Here is a 20,450-nt window from a genome sequence, read left to right as displayed (position 1 = left end):
CAAATCATGTTATTAATAAAACCGACATTCTAAAAAATGATGACTGATGAAAACCTTTATTTTAGCACCTGATTCTTTTAAAGAAAGTATGACCGCAGCGCAAGCCTGTATGGCGATGCAACGTGGTATTCAAAAAGCAATCCCCGATGCTCAATTTATCCATGTTCCTATGGCTGATGGTGGTGAAGGGACAGTCGATGCGTTGATCGCTGCTAGACAAGGGCGACAAGTTACGATTCAAGTATCTGGCCCATTCCCTCATCAGAAAATAGAGACCTATTTTGGATTGATTGATGATGATCAAACCGCTGTCATTGAAATGGCGATGGCAAATGGGATTCATCTCATCGAAAAATCACAACGTAATCCATTATTCACCAGTACTTTCGGTACAGGTGAAATGATTAAAGCGGCTCTGGATCATGGTGTTTCAAAAATTATTATTGGTTTAGGCGGAAGTGTCACCAATGATGCAGGTGCAGGTATGGCACAGGCTTTAGGTGCAAAATTTCTAAATCAAAATGGTCAAGAGGTTGAACAAGGTGGGGGACAACTTGATCAGGTGTATACAATTGATCTTTCAGGCTTAGATGTACGATTAAAAAATACTGACATCCTGATTGCCAGTGATGTGAATAATCCTTTGTGTGGTGAAAATGGTGCATCGCAAGTGTTTGCTCCGCAGAAAGGTGCTCATCCTGAAATGGTGGAAACTTTGGATCGTAATCTAAATTATTTTTCCGATCTCATAAAACGACAGCTCAATATCGATGCTAAAAATATTGCAGGTGCAGGCGCCGCAGGTGGTTTAGGCTTTGGACTTATGGTTTTTGCGACTGCGAAAATCCGTTCAGGAGTTGCGATGATCATTGAAGAAACACAACTCGCTGAAAAGATTGTGCATGCAGATTATGTATTTACTGGTGAGGGTGGTATTGATTTTCAAACTAAATTTGGTAAAACGCCTTTTGGTGTAGCTCAAGTGGCAAAGCGTTTGAATAAACCTGTGATTGCCTGTGCGGGATATATAGGGGAGGGGATTGAAGAACTTTATGCAGAAGGATTTACTGCAATTTTAGGTATCGTTGATGGTGCATGTGATTTGCAAAGCGCTTTAAAAAATGGTGAGAAAAATTTGGAAAAAACCTGTGAGAATGTAGCACGACTTTTAAAATAGAGCTTTGCTATTAACTATTATCAATTTAAGCGATCAAAATTTTCTCGCTTATCTTGAAATGACGACTCATAAACTTGGATTAAAGTATCAAGTTGTGGATTCAAAAACGATTCGTATTTATAAGTAATGATTAAGTCGTTATTCATCAATTTGAGCATTTTCAAAAATCAAATAATTGAAAAATGCTCAAATCTTCTGAAAAATAAAAATTACAAATTTTTCTCTAAATACATTTGAGCAAATTTAACTTCATCATCATAAGCTTGTTGATCTTTAGGAACGGGTAATTTAATACTTGGAGGAATACCAATATTATCAATTTCTTGCCCTGCACGACGATGTACATAGGATGTTGCATACCATAAAGACAATTTAGTAGATGGTGTTTTTATGTCCCTTAAATTAGAAGCATCTAATACTCCATAAGTATTTCTGCCCATCGTTACAACTCGAGGATTTTGTCGAACAGTTTTGACAAATTCTTCACCTGAGCTTCCACAATCTTCATCTGTCAGAACAACAACTTTTTTAGGATTTGCTAATACATCTTTTTTCTTAATTTTGTCTACAAATAATGATGTATTGCCTTCTATATAGACCCAATCATTTTTATTGTGTTCCATTTTATTGATGATTTCGCCAAGCTTCTTTTTCGTTTCGGTATCGGGCATTACTTTTTGTAGGTCTTTATAAGCTTGAATATTCGTTGGTGAAGTGTAAATTTGTGGTATTTCACTCCAATATTCAGCTTTACCAAGTAGTTTATATACTGGTTCAGCAGAACTGTCTTGACCTCCAGCATTTTTGCGTAAATCTAAAATTAAATAAGGTGCATTGAGTAGATTGTCCTGATTGTTTTTTATAATTTTTTCAAGTTGATCTTTTATAGAAAGCCCAAAAGAGGGAATGAAAATATACGTGGTCGAGTCTGATAATTTTTTTGTTGTCACTAAATCATCTTCTTGAGGCGTAGAGCTGGTCTGTACATAATCTTCCATTGATCTACTACTTAAAGAAACATGACCTTTACGAATGGCTTGAAGAAAAGGTTTGGCAATATCTTGGCATTGTTTTACTGTTTGAACTTGAGCTGCTTTTTCTTTTTGAGTATTCAGAACGTGTTGAATACTTTCAGGATATGCTGTCCATTTCTGCGCTTGAATACCTGCATCATTTTCCAATAAAAATTGGGCAGTAAAGTCGATGTCTTGTAAACATTCAGCACTGGTCATGGGTACAGTATCTTCAACAGCTTGAACGTTTTGAGGCAGTAAAATTGAACTCATTAGAAGTAAGTAAGAAGCATGTGTTAAACGATATGACATTGATCAGAACCCTTCTGTTATTTGCTTTAGTTTTCTCTTTAATTACCATCATTTTATTGGAGTAATAAATTGATTTTAAATATTTAAGTGTTCAATGAATGTACTTATTTTTATCATTTAGTACAAGATTTTATTGTTTGGAATATAGAATTTCTTATTTTGAAATAACTTTGAAATAACAATGCTATCGTAAAAGAGATTTAATTAAAAATGCCAAATTGATTGTGAAGCCATGTACGAAGAAACGATGAAATTCTGTTATCGTCTGCCAGCTCTGTTAAACTAGCGCCATCCACAAAATGATGAGTGCACATGAGTTTAGCCAACCTGATCAATGAATTAAACCCGCAACAAAAGCAAGCTGCAACAACGGATTCAAAGCATAGCTTGGTACTTGCAGGGGCAGGCTGTGGCAAAACCAAAACCATTGTGGCGAGAGCGGCATATTTGATTGATCAAGGAGTGCCTGCCAATCAAATACAAATTCTCACTTTCACACGCCGTTCAGCAAGTGAAATTGTGGCACGTGTTGAGTTGGCTTTAGGTGATCAAGCTAAAGGACTACGCGCCTCAACATTTCATACCTTTTGCATGTATCTATTACGTCGTGCGCCTAAAGCTTTTGGTTTAGATCAATTCTCGATTATAGATCGTGATGATCAACTGATGATGTTCCGTCTTATTCGTGGAAAGGATGATAAAAAGAATCCGAATGCATTGCCAAAACCACAGCAGCTGTGTGATGTGTATTCCTTTGCGCGAAATACCCGTCAAAAATTAAGTTTGGCTTTAGAAAAGCAATTGCCTGAGTTTTTAGAATACAAAGATCAAATTGCTGAAATTATGAAAGAGTACGAGACTCGAAAACGTGCTCGTTCTTTTCTAGATTATGATGATATTTTGGCGGTTGTTGCTTCTGCTTTGGCGCAGTCAGAAGGGTTGGTGGATTATGTGGCATCGCTTTGCCAGCATTTACTTGTCGATGAAATGCAGGATACCAATCCCTTGCAGTGGGCAATTCTCGAACCTTTAAAAGACAAAAGTTCGCTTTTCTGTGTCGGTGACGATGCGCAGTCTATTTATGGTTTTCGTGGCGCAGATTTTGAAAATATTCACCATTTTAAAGAGCGTGTGCCTGATGCGCAGATTTTCAAACTAGAAAAAAATTATCGTTCAACTCAGGAAATTTTGGATCTATCCAATTGGTTACTAGATCAAAGCGCGATTCATTACGATAAAAAATTGGAAGCGTATCGTGGAGATGGGATTAAACCACGTATGCATGTTTTTCCGAATGAGTTTGATGAAGCCAAATGGATTGCAATAGATATTAAAGAGCGTCATTTACTTGAAGGCTCAGCGTGGAATGAACATATGGTGTTGGTACGTTCAGCATTTGCGGCACGTCATATCGAGGCTGCATTTATTCAGGCCAATGTTCCATACCGCTTTATTGGTGGCATGAAACTTCTTGAAACTGCGCATGTTAAAGACTTATTGAGCTTGTTACGAGTGATTGCCAATCCATTGGATGATATTGCATGGATGCGCTTTTTAACCTTGTGGAATGGCGTGGGGGATGTGGGCGCAAGTAAACTGGCGCAGCAGTTATTACATGAACCTGATATTGAGAAAATTACTGATAAACTCGAAAAATTTGGTCGTATTCCTGATCATACTTTGTTGATCATGAAGCAAATGAGTGTACTTAAAACCGAAGTTGAAGCTTGTGTGAAACTTGGTGTAGAGGCGATTCTCAATCAACTTGAAGAAAATTATGCCAAAAAAGATTGGCATAAGCGTGTAGGTGATTTTGATCTGGTTAAACAATTGGCTTCAAAACATTCTCAACTCAGTGAGTTTTTAGAAGAATACGTACTTGATCCTGTATCGATTAGTGAAATTGAGCGACAGTCACAAGACGACGTTGTGACTTTAATTACCATCCATTCTGCTAAAGGGACAGAACAAAAAGTCTGTTATGTTGCAAATGTGTCACCAGGCCAATATCCGCATGCACGTGCGCAAGGTAATTTTGATGAGGTTGAGGAAGAGCGTCGTGTGTTGTATGTGGCGTTAACACGTGCGCAGAATGAATTGATTTTGACCAAACAAAATTTAAGTTTTTGGGCACATAGCCAAACTGATGATCAAGGTCGTTATATTGAAAGTTATTTTCTGAATGATTTAACACGAAACTTATGCACGACTGAAACGCATTATAAGCAACGTCAGCAAACTGTAAAAAGTGCACTCATCGAACGTCAGGCGATTAATTTAGATTTTGGCATAGATCTAGATTAAACTAGCGCTATTGTATTTTTCATTCAAAAAGTAGATTAGGCGAGTGCTTTTTGATGTTTTTTGCCTATTTTATGTTGAAGGTTGTGAGATGAAAATTTTAGTTCGTAGTTTAGAACGCACTGTGACAGAAGCAGAATTACTGGAATTGTTTAAACAATTCGGTACTGTGAATTCATGTACTTTGGTATTAGATGCTGCAACAGGAAAGTCAAAAGGCTTTGCTTTTGTTGAAATGCCACATGGTCGTGAAGCAGTAAAAGCGATTAAAGCTTTGAATACTTTACGTTTACATGGACATGGTATTCGCGTTAAAGCTGCTGAGGATAAACCAGAAGCTTAATCCTGTTGTGTTAATGATTGAAGGGAGCAGAAATTGCTCCTTTTTATTGGATAAAAAATGAAAAAAGCGATCAAGCTTTATCGATAGTTGCTCCTGTTGGACAACGAATTTCAATAGGTAAAAAGAAACTAAAAATTCGTTTATGGCAGCCAAAGTCATTACCGCTTAAAGATTTGCTAATTATTGAAAATAAAAATGATTTAATTCAAGATGAAGATGAGGAAATTGGAGGAGCGGTCGTTATTGTTGATATTGAAGCCATACATCTTTTTTGGACAGAAAATGAATTGGAATTGGCTGCAGCTTCGTATCGGGAAGATGGTTATTGGGTATGGGAGATCAGCAATGTTCGTCCAATAGAAAATGTATTGAAGTTCCTGCAAACAGAAAAATTTACGTCGTTGATGTAGATCTTGAAGAAAATTGATTGTGATTTTAGTGAAATAAAGATTAAGCTAAGCATGTAATCGATGCCAAAATCTTAGGGAACTTTCATGTCACGTGTAGCTCGCTTTCATGCAGACCGTACCAATCAAAAGCTTTATTTTGCACGCCTTGCATGTGGGCAAGCAGAGCAGTCTGAAAATATTCAACAAGCGCAGGCATATCGTGAGGCAGCTGTGTTTCATTTACATGGTGGTGTGTTAGCTTTTTTACAAGAATTGGTACGTTATTACCGTTTAAATGATTTTGCACCGACACTCAAATCAATTGAAGAAAATATGGCTGCAAAAGGACAAGTTTCGCCAGAAGTCTCAGTGATGCAAAAGTTAGCCAAAGATGGCTTTATTGCAGAACTTAAACGTGCTTATCGTTTTTGTCAGTATGCGCCAGAACCGAATGCGCCAGAGCCTGAAGATGAAACCTCTTCAAATTTGATTATCAAAGTTACGCAAACGCCACAAGCATGGTTGCCTGATACTAAAATTTTAAGAGAATGGCATCGTGATTTGACTCAGCTTATAGATGGTTTTCGTAACGAAATGGTTGAATTCTGATCTTTTTGATTGGTTTTACTTGAAATTTTGATTTAAATGACTATATACAATATCTACAAGATGCAAAATGCATTCGGCATTTTGCCCCATGTTGAGCATGGAGGATTTTATGTCTATTGAACAGTTAAAAGAGTTATTTGGGAATCAAGAAGCAATTTTAGAGTTGGTTCAACTTGAAAGCGGGGAGTTGGCTCTACGCAATGCTGGTTCTGAAAAAGAGCCTTTAGTCACGATTCAGTTTAATGAAGAAGTGAAAGCCTTGCTTGGTGATCAGACACCAATGATTGCTCAACAGATGATTCAAGCTGCATTATTTGGCTTGCTTGAGAAACAATCCAATGAGTGGCATGCGGAAGTTGTAGATGAACAACCGCAATTTCTGAGCTAATACAAACTCATGTTAAAATTAATAAAATAAATAAAACGAAACGCACTCAAGAGTGCGTTTTTGGTTTTTACGACTTGTACTGATCAGTGATTTGAACCATGCTGATGTGCAAGCTGGATCTGATTTAAAATATGATGACTCATATTTTTCGCCATTTCCTCTTTTGCGTAATAAACATCACCAATCGCTTCTGCCCGAATGATTTCCGCTTCTTCTTTATTTTCAGCACACACCAAGACTTGAATTTGTGGATTTAGCAGTTTTGCTGTATCTACAATTTTATGAATATCTAAAATATCCATCGGTGAGATAATCAGTAAGCGTGCATGTTGAATATGCGCCTGAATCAGCACACTTGGCTCAGTTGCACGACCAGAAACAGCGGCAACTTCTTTTTCACGTAGTTTTTCAACGATTTCACGGTTTTCTTCAGCGATCACAACTTTAATACCATTTTGCATTAAGGTCTTGGTAATACGACGTCCGACTTCACCATATCCAACAATAACCACTTGATCCCGTAAATAATCTTGATCAACTTCATCTGGAAGCATTGCCAATGGGTCACCACTGCGCTCAAGTAAGCGGGCCAAATGAGAGCGTTCACGAATCCAGTTTTGTACAGGTTCAATCGCTGAAAATAGGAATGAATTCAGTGTAATCGAGAACAAAGCACCTGCTAAAATCAGATTCTGTGCTTCAGAGCTCAGTAAACCGAGTGATAGACCTAGCGTTGCTAAAATAAATGAGAACTCACCAATTTGAGCCAAACTTGCGCCTACCGTTAGCGCTGTATTGATGGGATAACGGAAAAATAAAACCAAAGCCATAGCGGCAATCGTTTTACCAATCATGATAATGGCGATAACAGCAAGAATATGTAAAGGTTGTTCAACAATAATTCTAGGGTCGAACAGCATCCCCACTGAAATAAAGAATAGGATTGAAAAAACTTCTCTTAACGGCAAAGTCTCTTCTTCAGCACGATGACTGAAGTCTGATTCTTTCACCACCATACCTGCAAAGAAGGCGCCGAGTGCCATAGAAACGCCAAAAATCGCATATGAGCCATAGGCAATCGAGACTGCTGCTGCAACGACCGTTAAAGTGAAAAGCTCTCTAGAACCTAAACGAGCGACATACTGCATGATCATAGGCACTAAACGTTTGCCAATAATCAGCATGAAGGCAATAAAACCAGTCACTTTTAAGAGTGTAATGCCAAGTGTTAACCAAATATTTTGATTTGATTCATGTCCTGAAATTGGGTGTCCACCCAAAAGTACTGCAGTTGCAGGCAAAAGAACGAGGACCAAAACCATGACCAAGTCTTCAACCAAAAGCCAGCCGACCGCAATTTTACCGTTCACTGAACTGAGTAGACCTTTATCTCCCAAAGCCTTGAGTAAAACCACTGTACTGGCACATGACAAGCTCAAACCGAATACTAAGGCTGAACCAAAGCTCCAACCCCAAAACAATGATACTGCCATACCCAGTAGTGTTGCGACTGCGATTTGTAGGATTGCCCCCGGTAAAGCAATTCGACGGACTTGCATTAAATCATTTAGAGAAAAATGCATCCCTACACCGAACATCAGGAACATGACGCCTAACTCAGCAAGCTGATTGGCGAGTGTTATATCTGCAACAATCCCGGGCGTGTTTGGACTGATGATGATTCCTGCAATTAAATATCCAATCAAAGGGGGGAGACGTAGCCGTGCAGCGATATAGCCAAAAATAAGCGCGATACCAAAACCAACTGCAAGTAAAATGATCAAATCTACATCATGAGGCACTAAACACTCCTTAAAAATTTGGAGGAATTAATAAAATGACTAAAAGCACAAACAGTGCCAAAAGAAAATATTGAGAATTTTAACAACTTGAGTAAAAAAAAGGCAAAAAAAACGACCCAAATGGGTCGTATTTTTTAAGAAAGCTGAAATTATTTAATTTTAGCTTCTTTGAAAATTACGTGTTGACGGATTTTTGGATCAAACTTTTTGATTTCCATTTTTTCCGGCATAGTACGTTTGTTCTTAGTTGTGGTATAGAAATAACCTGTACCAGCAGTAGAAACTAGGCGAATTTTATCACGCATGGTTCAGACTCCTTAGATCTTTTGACCTTGAGCACGTAGGTCAGCAACAACCTTTTCAATGCCCAATTTGTCGATAATACGCATACCTTTAGTGGTTAAACGAAGACGTACGAAACGTTTTTCGCTTTCTAACCAGAAACGGTGGTGATGCAGGTTCGGCTCGAACCGGCGCTTAGTTTTGTTGTTGGCGTGTGAGACGTTGTTACCAACGACTGGACGCTTGCCGGTAACTTGGCAAACCTTAGACATGGTGTAACTCCATTGATTTAGCCAACAGCAAATCTGTATGGCCAGTCAAAATAAAACGGATTGAATTCATTCAAGGGGCGTTTTATATCAAAATTCCGCTTAAAAGACAAGCGGAATCGACAAAAACGTAGCATGAGTTATCTCAATAGCTCATGCCTTGATCAGTTAACGGAGAAAGGCTTTCTCTAAAATTTTATTTAATGGTTTATCGTATGGTGGCAAGATGAATTTTAAGCTAAAAAGCTTAGGAATAGACATCATTGAACGCTCATGCGATAAACTGAAGAAACCTTCCGGACCGTGATATTTGCCCATTCCTGATGCACCAACGCCACCAAACGGCAGGTCATCTTGTGCAACATGGGTCACTACTGCATTTTGACCAAAGTGCCCAGAATGTGTACGTTGAGCAACATACTCTGCACGAGCATCGTCAAAGTCGAAGTAGTATAATGCAAGTGGACGAGGTCTGCTATTAATAAAGTCAATAACGTCGTCGATTTGATCATATTCCATGATCGGAAGGATTGGACCAAAGATCTCATTCTTCATGATTTCCATGGTCGGCAATACACCTGTTACAAATGTAGGTGCAATTTTGCGTACTGGCGCTAAATCTTCATTCTTAGGATTCAATTCAATCAGTTGAGCGCCTTGTTGACGAGCATCTTCTAAATAATTTTGAATACGTTTGTATTGTTTATCATTAATGATCGAAGTGTAGTCCTGATTGTCACGCAAGCTCGGATACATTTCTGTCGCAACTTGTTTAAAGTTGTCAATGAATTCTGCAGTTTTGCCTTTCGGTAAGAAGATATAGTCTGGTGCAACACAGGTTTGCCCTGCATTCCATAATTTACCAAAAGCAATGCGTTCTGCGACGACTTTCATATCACTGGATGGATGAACGATAACAGGAGATTTGCCACCTAATTCTAAAATCACAGGAACAAGGTTTTCTGACGCCGCTGCCATCACGGTTTTACCAACGTTACTTGAACCTGTAAAAATGATTTTATCAAAAGCTAAATGACTGAACTCATCCGAGATTTGTCCTCCACCATTGATGACCGTGACTAATTCTTGCGGGAAAGCTTCAGATATAGCATTTTCTAAGACAAGACCAAAATTTGTGGATGCACTTGAAATCTTGATCATGGCATGATTTCCTGCCGCCAAGGCACAAATTAAAGGTCCAACCGAGAGTAGTAAAGGATAGTTCCAAGGTGCAATAATTCCAATCACACCCAAAGGTTGGTATTGTACCCATGCTTTAGCAGGTTGGTGTAACATAGAAACGTGACGTTTAGATGGTTTCATCCAAGCGGTTAAATGCTTGCTATAATATTTAATTTGCTCTAAACATGTAAGTAACTCACCGATTTTTGACTCACTGTACGAACGGTTACCGTAATCTTGATTAATTGCTTCTGCAAATTGATCTTGATACTTAACCAGAACTTTCTTCAAACGAGCTAAGCGTTCTATACGCTCCTTTGCGGTCGGCATAGGATAACGTTGATATGCCGCTTTTTGTTGTTGAAGAACATCATGCATATGTTGAATTTCAGGGGAAAAGGGAGTCATTGAATTTGTTTTTGTATGACTGTTCATGACAAGCACCATTTACGAATTAGGTTAATATAATATATTTTTTAGAGTAAATACTCTAAATAGTCAAGTCACTTTATGTTTAGCTTGCGCTAACGGTTAAGAATGGTAATAGGATGTCGAGCTCCAAAACTTCAAAAACGAAAGATCGAATTTTGCAGATTAGTCTGCAACTTTTTAATGAACGTGGTGAACGTTCTGTAACGACAAACCATATAGCTGCTGAGCTTGGGATCAGTCCTGGAAATTTGTATTACCATTTTCGAAATAAACAAGAAATCATCAAAGAGTTGATGGAGCAGTACCAAAAAGAAACATTAGACATGCTCTCATTACCCGATGACCGTGCAGTCAATGCAAATGACAAAATTCGTTATTTCCAAGTATTGAGCAGTCAACTTTGGGAATTCCGTTTTTTGCATCGTGATGTTTATCATTTGGTTGAGAATAACGAAGATTTTAGAAAACTTTACCCACGGTTTGCAGGTAAGGTGATGCAGCAAGGACAAAAGATTTATCATGCTTTTGTTGAAGCTGGTTTGATGCAGATGACACCTTCAGAAATCGAAGCGCTGATTATCAATATTTGGATCGTACTGACCAACTGGACAAACTTTTTATATATGTCTGGACATTTGAGTGATTCGAATCATTTGGATGAAAAATGGATTTGGCAAGCTTTAAGACAAATGGTGTTTTTAGAAGGTCCTTATTTGCGTGGCGAGAGTCGTGAAACCTATGAGCGCTTATTAGAAAGCTTTGGTTCTTCCGAATTATTTGCCAGTTTATCATCCATTCATCAAGATTGATTTATAACGGTGATTGAAAGCTGGTAAAAAAGCGTTAGAATACTCGGCTGTTTTTAAAATTAACTTATAAGCGATATCCATCAACATGAACATGACCACTGCCAACACAGCACGTTTACTGATTACTTGTGAAGACAAGCCCGGTATTGTGCAAGCTGTATCGAGCTTTTTGTATCATCAAGGCGCAAATATTACTGCGCTTGATCAATATGCGACAGAAGCTCAAGGTGGACGTTATTTTATGCGTGTTGAGTTTGAGTTGGATCATTTACAATCACGCCGTGAGAGTTTGTTGCAAACTTTTGCAACAAATGTTGCTGAGCGTTATGCAATGCATTGGCGCTTGGCTTTGGTCAGCGACATTAAAAAAGTGGGTATTTTAGTTTCTAAAGTTGACCATGCTTTGCTTGAGTTGTTATGGCGTCATTCACGTGGTGGTTTACCTTGTGAAATTACTCAAGTGGTTTCAAATCATGAAGATTTACGTGAGTCAGTTGAAAACTTCGGTATTCCTTTCTATGTTGTTCCTGTAAATAAAGAGAACAAACGTGAAGCTTATGCTCAGATTGATGAGTTGATGCAGGGTAATGATTTATTGGTTCTTGCCCGTTATATGCAAATTTTGGATGAAGAATTTGTACAGAAATGGGAAATGAAAATCATCAATATTCATCATTCATTCTTACCTGCATTTGTTGGCGCAAATCCGTATAAGCAAGCCTATGAAAAAGGTGTGAAGTTGATTGGTGCTACAGCGCATTATGTGACTGCTGATTTAGACCAAGGCCCTATTATTGAACAAGATGTAGAGCGTGTGAATCATGATTTCACCGTCGAGCAATTACGTGAGCTTGGTCAAGATGTAGAGCGTAATGTTTTAGCAAGAGCAGTGAAGTGGCATCTTGAAGACCGTATTATTGTCGATGGAAATAAGACGGTTGTATTCCAATAATATGTGAAAATTATTGTATGTTAGGATTCAGGAAAAGGATGCGATAAGCATCCTTTTTACATTTTGATTCGTAAAATCGATGGACTGCAACAAAAAATCAGTTGCAAATGAAAACACTTCTCATTTATCATTAGGCCACTTTAGTTGTTTTATTCGACGTGCTTGGCCTATAAAATGCTTTTTTGTAGTTCGAGTCAGTTTTAGGTATTTAGATTCTTATGAGTCACTCTTCCACGGCACCACTTCATACGCCTCCACCGATGAAAAAAAAAGTTGTTGCTGCTATTTTAGCAGTGATCATTGGTCATGTCGGTGTTCTTTGGGCTGTTAGTCAAATGAAAGCACCAGAGCTACCTCAAATTAAAAAAGAACCATTAAAAGTAAAATTTGTAAAAATTAAAGAACCACCACCGCCAAAAGAGCTTCCTAAGCCGAAAGAGCCACCAAAACCTAAACAAGTTAAGATTGTTGAAAAAGAATTACCTCCACCCAAGAAAGTGGAAAAAGTGGTAGAAGTTAAAAAAGCTGAAACCAAAAAAGTTGTAGAGAAGACTGTAAAAGCTGAATCTGCACCTGTGGTTTCAACGACAGTGACGACCAAGATCACGACACAAGCTAAGCCTGATCCTGAGCCAGCTCCAAAAAATGAACCTGCGGTTGAGCCTGTTCAATCTTCACCAAAAAGTGTTTCTATTGGTGGCGCAGGTGTGCAATGGAGCAGATCTCCAAAATTGAGTTTTAAATCGAGTGAAATAACCGCAAGTTGTCGTGTTGTTATTTCGATTAAAGCCAATGAGAAGGGAAGTGTCACAACTGCAAGTGTGAAAAATTCAAGTTGTAGCCCTGAATTGACCAGTAAAGTTGCAAATTCAGTACGTAATGCAAAATTTAAACCTTATAAAGAAAATGGTGTCGCTTATCCAATTAGTGCAGAGCAACCATTTGATTTAACACCGACTACAAAATAATAGGAGTTCTACATGAACTTTTCAGTTTATTGGCAACATGCTGATGCAGTCAGTAAAACACTGTATTTCGTGTTATTGGCAATGTCTATAGCAACTTGGACTGTGTTCATTTTGCGTATTTTAGGCACTCGCCAACTCAAGCAAATTGCTAAAGCTCAATTGACTCAAGCAATGAATACGCTTAAAGCTAAGCTTGCGCCATTAGGTTTTGAACAACGTAAGGCTGTTGCAGAGCAAGCTTTATTACGTCAAATTTCAGTAGAAAAAGCCAATGCTGAAAAAGGTGTTTCAGTTTTAGGAACCATTGCTTCTCTTGCTCCATTTGTGGGTTTATTCGGTACTGTATGGGGAATTTTCCATGCATTGGTTGCTGTCGGTAAGAGTGGTCAAGCAGGTTTAGCTCAAGTTGCTACGCCTGTCGGTGAAGCATTGATCATGACAGGTCTAGGTCTTGCTGTGGCGATTCCTGCGGTATTGGCTTATAACATTTGTGTGCGTTTTAACCGTACATTGGCAAATGATTTACAAGATCATGCTCATGGTTTGTTGATTGATACGATGCTACAACAAGATTCTTCAACTCAAAAAGTTGAATCTACATCTACACAAAATGGTTTAGTTGGAGGTCAAGCTTAATGGCTTTTCAATTGGGAGAAGACAACGATTCTGGCATGAATGAGATGAATCTTATTCCGCTGATCGATATTATGTTGGTATTGATGATCATCTTTTTGGTGACAGCCACCGTTGCTAACCCATCGATACCATTAACTTTACCGAAAACCACAGCTGAAGTACTTGCTCCGCCACCTGAGGCAATTACGATTAGTATTAATCAGCAAGGTGAAGTGGCTTGGAATGATCAAATCATTACTTTAGATGAACTGTCTACTCGTTTTAATGAGGCGGGTCAAAAGCCAGTTAAACCCGCTGTACAACTTCGTGCAGATAAAGAGTCTCGTTATGATACCGTTGCACAAGTCATGTCACGTGCAAGTGAAGCGGGTCTAAATGATTTGGCTTTTATGAGTGATAATTAATTTAAGCACGAACATTTGTTTCGTTATTGAAATAATGTAAAAAAGCGATCTATAAAAGATCGCTTTTTTTATCTCAACTATTTGATTGAATTGTTTAAAAAATCATTTGAGTAAATCTTGAAATTTGGTGCGTAATTTTAACAATTTAGGTGGAATCGAAAAGTTACAATAGCCTTGAGACGGGTTCTTGGCGAAGAAATTTTGATGATATTCTTCAGCTGGATAGAACGTCGGTTCAGGGCTGAGCTCAGTCACGATAGGCAGACCTTCTGCTTTTAATTGCTCAATATATTGTTCAGCTTCTGCTTTTTGTTGGGCATTAAAATAATAGATTACTGAACGATATTGAGTACCAATGTCATTGCCTTGACGGTTTAAAGTCGTTGAATCGTGGACTGCAAAAAACACGTCAAGTAATTGTTTATAAGTAATTTGATTTTCATCAAAATCAATCAAAATCACTTCAGCATGCCCTGTATTGCCTGTACAGATATCCTCATAACTCGGATTTTGCGTTGTACCACCAGCATAACCACTCACCACTTTTTCTACGCCTTTCAATTGTAGAAAAACGGATTCAGTACACCAGAAACATCCACCACCCAAAAGCGCTTGTTGCATTGTGATATCCTTTTATTGATCAACACTTAGTATTGAGAATATAGAAAATTAATGTGAATTAGTCATGTGAAATTGAGATTTAACGGTAACAATATTCTGAGTATGCAGACCCTATTTAACCGATTTTATGATCCAGCAAATGGGCTTATGAGCCAAGCCTAAGTTAAATTTGAAACCCTTGCATTCCTCATTGTCACATGAGGGGCGTTAGCTATTTATGGGGTCGTGGTTGTGTATTGCAATACACGATTGCCGTGTTGGTCTAACAGTTTAAGTGTTTTGTCATAGACTTGATAAGCGGTCACTTTATTTAAAGCTTCGCTATATTTAGCTGAAAGTTGCATGCCGTTTTTACAAAGCATTTTAGTGGAACCCAATTGACCTAAGCTAATATGTTCACCTTTGATCGCATAAAGCCCCATTAAGCGATTACAGCCATCTGTGCCACTCACACGTAAATCTGAACCAAATTGAATGATGGGCGTATTGACTGTAGCAGTCGTCTTATATTCTGTCGCACCAATATGAGTAAGGGTCCAAGTCTTATTCTGCAATAGGCTTAAATTCTTTGCTTGCTGGTCGGCACTTGGCATAGAGGTACATCCAGCTGCGAATAAGGTCGCGCTGATTAATGTGGTTGCAAAAATAGATTTCAACATAGCTATTCTCTTGAATTTCAATTGTTTTAAAGGTGTCGTTTTATATAAATAAAAAATATCTGAATCTTGATCTATACACAAACTAAATTACAAAACGATGTTATATATTTAAATTTATAAATTACTGCGCTTGCTCTTCAGGTAAACCTAAACGAACCACCTTTGAAAAATTGGTACTATTGGGGTATTTAAAATGGGTAAATTCTGCTGTTCGTGGATTAATGTGTGCTTTTTGATACCATTCTTTCACTGTCCATTCATGGTTAAGTGCGCCAAGATCATAAAGATAATTCGGTAAATACCCAGAAGCAAATAAACGATAATCAAGCGGGAGTTTTTTCGGTGAAATCGCTTGAATCATATCAAAAACCAATGTTGTGCAGTTACTGGTTAAGGTGTTATACCATTTAGGTTGTTGCGCCAATTGGCTTGATTTGCTTAAGTATGCTTCAAACAATGCTTTCATTTCACGTTTTGGCATTTTGATTGGGAAAAAATATACTTGTTCCCCTCGAATATTGCTCCGTGTATAAACAATATCTTTTTCATCCGCAGCAATCAAACTCAGCTCAAATTTCCTGAAAAAACCACCAATAGCAGAAAAGCTTTCAGTTTTTTCTTTTCGAATTTCAATTGAAAATACTAATGGTTTTTGATCTGAAAAATTAAAACTAACCAAGGTATGTGCAATTTCAGGGCCCATCCAATACGAGGTAATGATATTTACTCCCGTGATATGATCTAAATTGTAGCTGCGGGTATCCCAGTGTTCATCATATTGGCTTTCTGAATGCCAATCGAAGTTTCGAACATTGTGGATGGTCACCATATTGCCTTGCTGTTGATAGCTAAAAATTCTCGAAACTTCAGGACTCCACTGTCGATCTTGCTTTGCAGGAATATTGAAATACCACAATAAACTGCAAATAAAAGCCACAAGATAAATCAGACAGGCAGTTTTCCGAGGAAGGATCTTTCTTGAAAAATAGAAGCCTAAAATACTGAGTGCAAAAACACTCCAAATGGCGATGAATGCATAACTAAACGTTTGCCCTAGCGGTTGCTGAATCCAGATTGCTAGACAAAACCAAACAGAACTTAAGAGGATAAAAAGACTAAAAAAGGAATGTGCTAAGAACATTCCCAATGAGTAAATAAATTGTTTTTTTCCAGTATTCTGCATAATGAGTGTGTTTGTATTTAGCTACTCTATTTTCGATATGTTGCGAACTCAAAAGCAATAGCTGATTTGTCATCAATATGTGATTCGCTCGAAACTTTATTAAATTCTTTTGGAATCTCTGGATAATACGCATCACCTTGGACATCAAGCTCGACATGGGTAAGCTCTAAGCGATCTGCAATCGGCATGGTTTGTTTAAAGATTTCACCACCACCAATGATAAAGATACTATCAGGTTTTTCTGAGGCGAGAACATCGGGAATAGCCAGTTCCAAAGCATCTTCAATGCTATGTGCTGTTTTTACACCTTCAAAAGACCAGTTGGTGTCACGAGTAATGACCCAATTCACACGTTTTGGTAGCGCACGACCCATGGATTCGAGAGTTTTGCGACCCATGACCACCACACCGCCTTGTGTAATTGCTTTAAAATGTTTGAGGTCAGCTGAAATATGCCAAGGTAGGTCGTTGCCTTTACCAATACAGCGTTGTTGATCCATTGCAACCACATGCACAATTTCAAAATTTTTAAAGCTCATAAGTTACTCTTTCTAATCGTTCCCAACCTCTTTTTGTTAATTGTCAAAGAGAGGTGGTTTTCCCTCGTTCAAGAGAATGAAGGTATTTTATAAAATTAAACCGCAACAGGGGCCTTAATTGCAGGATGCGATTCGTAACCTACGATTTCAATATCTTCAAATTTAAAATCAAAAATATCTGTAATTTCAGGGTTTAACTTTAATTGACATAAAGGTAATGGGTCACGAGTCAATTGGAGTTGAGCTTGTTCAAAATGGTTGACATATAAATGCGTATCGCCACCTGTCCAAACGAAGTCACCGACACCTAAGCCACAAACCTGTGCAATCATATGAGTAAGTAATGCATAGCTGGCAATATTAAATGGCACACCTAAGAACACGTCAGCACTACGTTGATATAGCTGACAAGAGAGTTTTCCATCCTGAACGAAGAATTGGAATAGGGTATGACATGGTGGTAATGCAACATTACCTGCTTCATTTGGGTTCCAACCTGAAACGATCAGACGACGTGAGTTTGGATTGGTTTTGATTTCATTCACTAGCCATTTAATTTGATCAAAACCGTCATTTTCATACAAACCATTGTCTAATTTGGTTGCGCCAAAGTTACGCCATTGATGACCATATACTGGGCCTAACTCACCTTCAGGGCGTCCAAAACGGGCAGTTTGTTCTGCGGTAGACCATTCATCCCAAATAGAAACTTTATTATCTTTTAAATATTGAACATTGGTATCGCCTTTTAAAAACCACAACAGTTCAATCACGATAGAACGGAAATGTACTTTCTTTGTGGTCAGTAAAGGAAAACCTTTTGAAAGGTCAAAACGCATTTGATAACCAAATACAGAACGTGTACCTGTACCTGTGCGATCACCTTTGTCACCGCCATTGTCTAGGATATGTTGTAAGAGGTCTAAATACGCTTTCATAAATTTTCCAATCTGAGGGTGAATCATTGCAATAACAGAGACAGATTCTGTCGTCTAAGCATGGATTCGAACTGCTTCTAAATGACACCTGAGTTTATACTAAACTGACCTAATTTTTAAGATGCTTAACTTTCTAAGCCCCAAACATTATATTCAAATTTTGGAAATCTGTATGTCGGTTATGAATATTGATTAGAAGCAACTTCCTGCATTTTAACCAAGTAGGATTTTTCAGAAATACTTTAAACTAGAACTGAAGCTCAACTACCAGTGCATTGCAATGATAAAAGCTGATTGGTTTTTATAAATTTTTTATTTTAAAAATGATGAGGTTAGAGAGCTATTTAAAGCCGAATAAACTTAAAAATGTGACCTAATTGACATTAAAAGTTATTGATTCAATTGATTTATTTTTTGACCGATACGGCTAAGATTACATTTTATATTTGTGTGTTTTTTGAGCATTTGAAATTATTTATAAGCATGCACAATTCTAGGGGTTTCAGTCAGTTAAAAAATAACAAATGAGATTTATTAACACTTACATATTTTTTTACATGTTTTTAATCTACTTTTTAAGTTTCGCTGATTACTATGCTTTGCTTATGAAATGTTGTTATTGGTTTTTACAAGGTGTTTTAACCAATTCGTGATGCGAAGTTTGAGGATTAGGCATGATTTACGACCATAATGTTAATATGAATGAATACGTGAGCCCCACGGTTCATATTCAAATACGATCGGAAAATCAAAATAATACTTTCCAACCAGAACAATACTTAAAAAATAAAGCATTAGAAAACTTTAAAAATCAAACTGAAAATTTTAAACAAGAAAGCCTCATTGATATTGAAAAATTCACACAAAAGCTCGTTAGCATGTCTCGTAGTACCACAGCACACCGTTGTGCACGATATGTACGTATTGCATTACAGTCAGCAGGCGCACGTTTTTCGGATCATCCAGTCGCAGCTTCAGACTGGGGCAGTACTTTGACTGAAATTGGTTATAAAAAAATTCGTCCTGACTTCGATAATCCACAAGAAGGCGACATTTACATCATCAATAGAACTAGCCGTCATCGTTATGGGCATATTGCAGGGTTTACTGGTTCGCAATGGGTTTCAGACTTTAGACAGCGTAGTTATGACGTGTATAAAGATCCAAATGTGACCTATGAATATTACCGTTTAAATGTCTAAGCTATTTTGATTAAGCAAATTAATATGAGAGGGTAGACCAATTAACCTGATTTTGATTGTAAATTAATTTGTGAAAAGATAAAAAAGCAAGCGATTTATTGAAATCGCTTGCTTTTTTATTCAAATTTATTCAAAGCGTTTTTGACGACTTTCGTAAATCGAAACAACAAACAGACCTAAGGCGACAAACCCTAAAGCTTGAATAGCTGTATAGAGCTTATTGGTGGTGGGTAATAGAAAGACTAAGATTGCAAAAGTGAATATTGAAAAGACTGCAAATAAAATTTTATAAAGCGTGAGATATGGTGTGCCCGTTGCAATTTTAATCGATATTTTTCTAAGCACATGGATAGAAACACCAATCGCTAAGCTAAATAGGGTGAATGCAGGGCTGAGTTTTTCAAAAGTTGAACAATAATAAATGATTGCACAGGTAATCACTGAAACAATTAATTTAGTGTGTTTCGTGCAACGCTCTGAGTACCAAAAGTCTAATAGCATATTGAGTGATTGTCATAAAATTAAAAGAAATCATTTTGACTGATCATGTTGGGATAAATAGCCATATAAATCATCAGAATGATAGGAAAATGTATGGTTTAGTTTTGTTCAGACGTATTTTTATTCAATAGTGCCAATGGAGAGAAAATACACACTGCCAAAGCCATAAATGCAACGCCTTGGGCACCTGGAATTAAGATTTCACCATTGTTCATATTTTTAAAAATAAGCGCTAAAAGAATCGCAATGGGAATCCAAGTGAGTAAACGATAAAGGAAACCTGTTGGATTTTTTGCTGCAAAATGCACTTTGCAATAACGGCAGATTAAAAAAATAATCCCAGTACCAGCAAACAGTAAGATATTGTCTAAGGTTAAAGGCTGGTACCAGTAAAGAGCGATTGAAGCGATTGCAATCACGATAAAAAATGCCAATTTCTTCGCCATGGCTACTTTAGGGTCAAACCAAAATTCAAGCATAATCAATCAACGTGTCAATGTTATAGGTACTTTAACATAGTCGGAATAATGAGACACTTG

Annotated in this window: 24 protein-coding genes; 12 read left to right on the top strand and 12 right to left on the bottom strand. The window is 37.6% G+C overall.

Going from position 1 to position 20,450, the window contains the following annotated elements:
- The first annotated feature begins 43 nt into the window (after positions 1-43).
- A complete protein-coding gene (locus D7V20_RS03685; protein WP_120382987.1) occupies positions 44-1,177 on the top strand; it encodes a glycerate kinase family protein in 1,134 nt (377 codons plus the stop codon).
- A 209-nt stretch (positions 1,178-1,386) separates the two neighbouring features.
- Here D7V20_RS03685 and D7V20_RS03680 read toward each other — a convergent pair whose 3' ends face one another.
- Positions 1,387-2,502, bottom strand: a complete 1,116-nt coding sequence (locus D7V20_RS03680) for a S41 family peptidase (RefSeq protein ID WP_120382986.1) — start codon at positions 2,500-2,502, stop codon at positions 1,387-1,389.
- A 312-nt stretch (positions 2,503-2,814) separates the two neighbouring features.
- On the opposite strand from D7V20_RS03680, the gene D7V20_RS03675 reads away from it, so the two are divergent.
- From D7V20_RS03675 to D7V20_RS03655, 5 genes are all read left to right on the top strand, one after another.
- Positions 2,815-4,806: an ATP-dependent helicase gene (locus D7V20_RS03675; protein WP_120382985.1), complete on the top strand. Its 1,992-nt coding sequence runs from the start codon at positions 2,815-2,817 to the stop codon at positions 4,804-4,806.
- Positions 4,807-4,894: 88 nt separating this feature from the next.
- Complete coding sequence (locus tag D7V20_RS03670; protein WP_120382984.1) at positions 4,895-5,146, top strand: RNA recognition motif domain-containing protein; 252 nt, start codon at positions 4,895-4,897, stop codon at positions 5,144-5,146.
- 17 nt (positions 5,147-5,163) lie between these two features.
- Positions 5,164-5,556 carry an ASCH domain-containing protein gene (locus tag D7V20_RS03665; protein ID WP_328588404.1) on the top strand — a complete coding sequence of 131 codons (393 nt, stop codon included), beginning with the start codon at positions 5,164-5,166 and terminating at the stop codon, positions 5,554-5,556.
- An 84-nt stretch (positions 5,557-5,640) separates the two neighbouring features.
- Positions 5,641-6,144, top strand: coding sequence for a DUF6586 family protein (locus D7V20_RS03660; protein ID WP_120382983.1), 504 nt, complete (start codon positions 5,641-5,643; stop codon positions 6,142-6,144).
- Between the two features lie 109 nt (positions 6,145-6,253).
- A complete protein-coding gene (locus D7V20_RS03655; RefSeq protein WP_120382982.1) occupies positions 6,254-6,532 on the top strand; it encodes a hypothetical protein in 279 nt (92 codons plus the stop codon).
- Positions 6,533-6,615: 83 nt separating this feature from the next.
- Here D7V20_RS03655 and D7V20_RS03650 read toward each other — a convergent pair whose 3' ends face one another.
- The 4 genes from D7V20_RS03650 to D7V20_RS03635 all read right to left on the bottom strand — a co-directional run bounded on the left by D7V20_RS03650 (position 6,616) and on the right by D7V20_RS03635 (position 10,502).
- Positions 6,616-8,334, bottom strand: a complete 1,719-nt coding sequence (locus D7V20_RS03650) for a cation:proton antiporter (RefSeq protein ID WP_120382981.1) — start codon at positions 8,332-8,334, stop codon at positions 6,616-6,618.
- Positions 8,335-8,483: 149 nt separating this feature from the next.
- Positions 8,484-8,639: a 50S ribosomal protein L33 gene (rpmG, locus tag D7V20_RS03645; protein ID WP_003654787.1), complete on the bottom strand. Its 156-nt coding sequence runs from the start codon at positions 8,637-8,639 to the stop codon at positions 8,484-8,486.
- A gap of 12 nt (positions 8,640-8,651) precedes the next feature.
- A complete protein-coding gene (rpmB, locus tag D7V20_RS03640; protein WP_000048256.1) occupies positions 8,652-8,888 on the bottom strand; it encodes a 50S ribosomal protein L28 in 237 nt (78 codons plus the stop codon).
- Between the two features lie 165 nt (positions 8,889-9,053).
- Positions 9,054-10,502, bottom strand: a complete 1,449-nt coding sequence (locus D7V20_RS03635; protein ID WP_120382980.1) for a coniferyl aldehyde dehydrogenase — start codon at positions 10,500-10,502, stop codon at positions 9,054-9,056.
- 113 nt (positions 10,503-10,615) lie between these two features.
- Here D7V20_RS03635 and D7V20_RS03630 point away from each other — a divergent pair, with 113 nt between their 5' ends.
- The 5 genes from D7V20_RS03630 to D7V20_RS03610 all read left to right on the top strand — a co-directional run bounded on the left by D7V20_RS03630 (position 10,616) and on the right by D7V20_RS03610 (position 14,268).
- Positions 10,616-11,308, top strand: a complete 693-nt coding sequence (locus D7V20_RS03630; protein WP_120382979.1) for a TetR/AcrR family transcriptional regulator — start codon at positions 10,616-10,618, stop codon at positions 11,306-11,308.
- A gap of 85 nt (positions 11,309-11,393) precedes the next feature.
- Complete coding sequence (gene purU / locus D7V20_RS03625) at positions 11,394-12,260, top strand: formyltetrahydrofolate deformylase (RefSeq protein WP_120382978.1); 867 nt, start codon at positions 11,394-11,396, stop codon at positions 12,258-12,260.
- A gap of 218 nt (positions 12,261-12,478) precedes the next feature.
- A complete protein-coding gene (locus D7V20_RS03620; RefSeq protein ID WP_120382977.1) occupies positions 12,479-13,228 on the top strand; it encodes an energy transducer TonB family protein in 750 nt (249 codons plus the stop codon).
- 12 nt (positions 13,229-13,240) lie between these two features.
- Positions 13,241-13,864 carry a MotA/TolQ/ExbB proton channel family protein gene (locus D7V20_RS03615; protein WP_120382976.1) on the top strand — a complete coding sequence of 208 codons (624 nt, stop codon included), beginning with the start codon at positions 13,241-13,243 and terminating at the stop codon, positions 13,862-13,864.
- A complete protein-coding gene (locus D7V20_RS03610) occupies positions 13,864-14,268 on the top strand; it encodes an ExbD/TolR family protein (protein WP_120382975.1) in 405 nt (134 codons plus the stop codon). The genes D7V20_RS03615 and D7V20_RS03610 overlap by 1 nt, the downstream gene beginning before the upstream one ends.
- Positions 14,269-14,370: 102 nt before the next feature.
- On the opposite strand, the gene msrA is transcribed toward D7V20_RS03610, so the two are convergent.
- The 5 genes from msrA to thyA form a co-directional block, all read right to left on the bottom strand.
- Entirely contained in the window at positions 14,371-14,889 is a 519-nt protein-coding gene (gene msrA / locus D7V20_RS03605) for a peptide-methionine (S)-S-oxide reductase MsrA (RefSeq protein WP_120382974.1), read from the bottom strand.
- A 215-nt stretch (positions 14,890-15,104) separates the two neighbouring features.
- Positions 15,105-15,548, bottom strand: a complete 444-nt coding sequence (locus tag D7V20_RS03600) for an META domain-containing protein (RefSeq protein WP_120382973.1) — start codon at positions 15,546-15,548, stop codon at positions 15,105-15,107.
- 121 nt (positions 15,549-15,669) lie between these two features.
- Positions 15,670-16,731 (bottom strand): Lnb N-terminal periplasmic domain-containing protein, encoded by a 1,062-nt coding sequence (locus tag D7V20_RS03595; protein ID WP_120382972.1) that lies wholly within the window; start codon positions 16,729-16,731, stop codon positions 15,670-15,672.
- A 26-nt stretch (positions 16,732-16,757) separates the two neighbouring features.
- Positions 16,758-17,270 (bottom strand): dihydrofolate reductase, encoded by a 513-nt coding sequence (locus tag D7V20_RS03590; protein ID WP_120382971.1) that lies wholly within the window; start codon positions 17,268-17,270, stop codon positions 16,758-16,760.
- Between the two features lie 95 nt (positions 17,271-17,365).
- Positions 17,366-18,208, bottom strand: coding sequence for a thymidylate synthase (thyA, locus tag D7V20_RS03585; RefSeq protein WP_120382970.1), 843 nt, complete (start codon positions 18,206-18,208; stop codon positions 17,366-17,368).
- A 674-nt stretch (positions 18,209-18,882) separates the two neighbouring features.
- Here thyA and D7V20_RS03580 point away from each other — a divergent pair.
- Positions 18,883-19,410, top strand: coding sequence for a CHAP domain-containing protein (locus D7V20_RS03580; protein ID WP_120382969.1), 528 nt, complete (start codon positions 18,883-18,885; stop codon positions 19,408-19,410).
- 126 nt (positions 19,411-19,536) lie between these two features.
- Here D7V20_RS03580 and D7V20_RS03575 read toward each other — a convergent pair whose 3' ends face one another.
- Positions 19,537-19,911, bottom strand: coding sequence for a hypothetical protein (locus tag D7V20_RS03575; protein WP_120382968.1), 375 nt, complete (start codon positions 19,909-19,911; stop codon positions 19,537-19,539).
- A gap of 98 nt (positions 19,912-20,009) precedes the next feature.
- Positions 20,010-20,390, bottom strand: coding sequence for an AzlD domain-containing protein (locus tag D7V20_RS03570; RefSeq protein ID WP_120382967.1), 381 nt, complete (start codon positions 20,388-20,390; stop codon positions 20,010-20,012).
- Between the last annotated feature and the right edge of the window lie 60 nt (positions 20,391-20,450).

The sequence above is a fragment of the Acinetobacter rongchengensis genome (assembly GCF_003611475.1).
In the GTDB taxonomy this organism is placed as follows: Bacteria; Pseudomonadota; Gammaproteobacteria; order Pseudomonadales; family Moraxellaceae; genus Acinetobacter; species Acinetobacter rongchengensis.
Note: the sequence above shows the minus strand (reverse complement) of the source record. Positions and strands in the feature narration are given on the sequence as shown.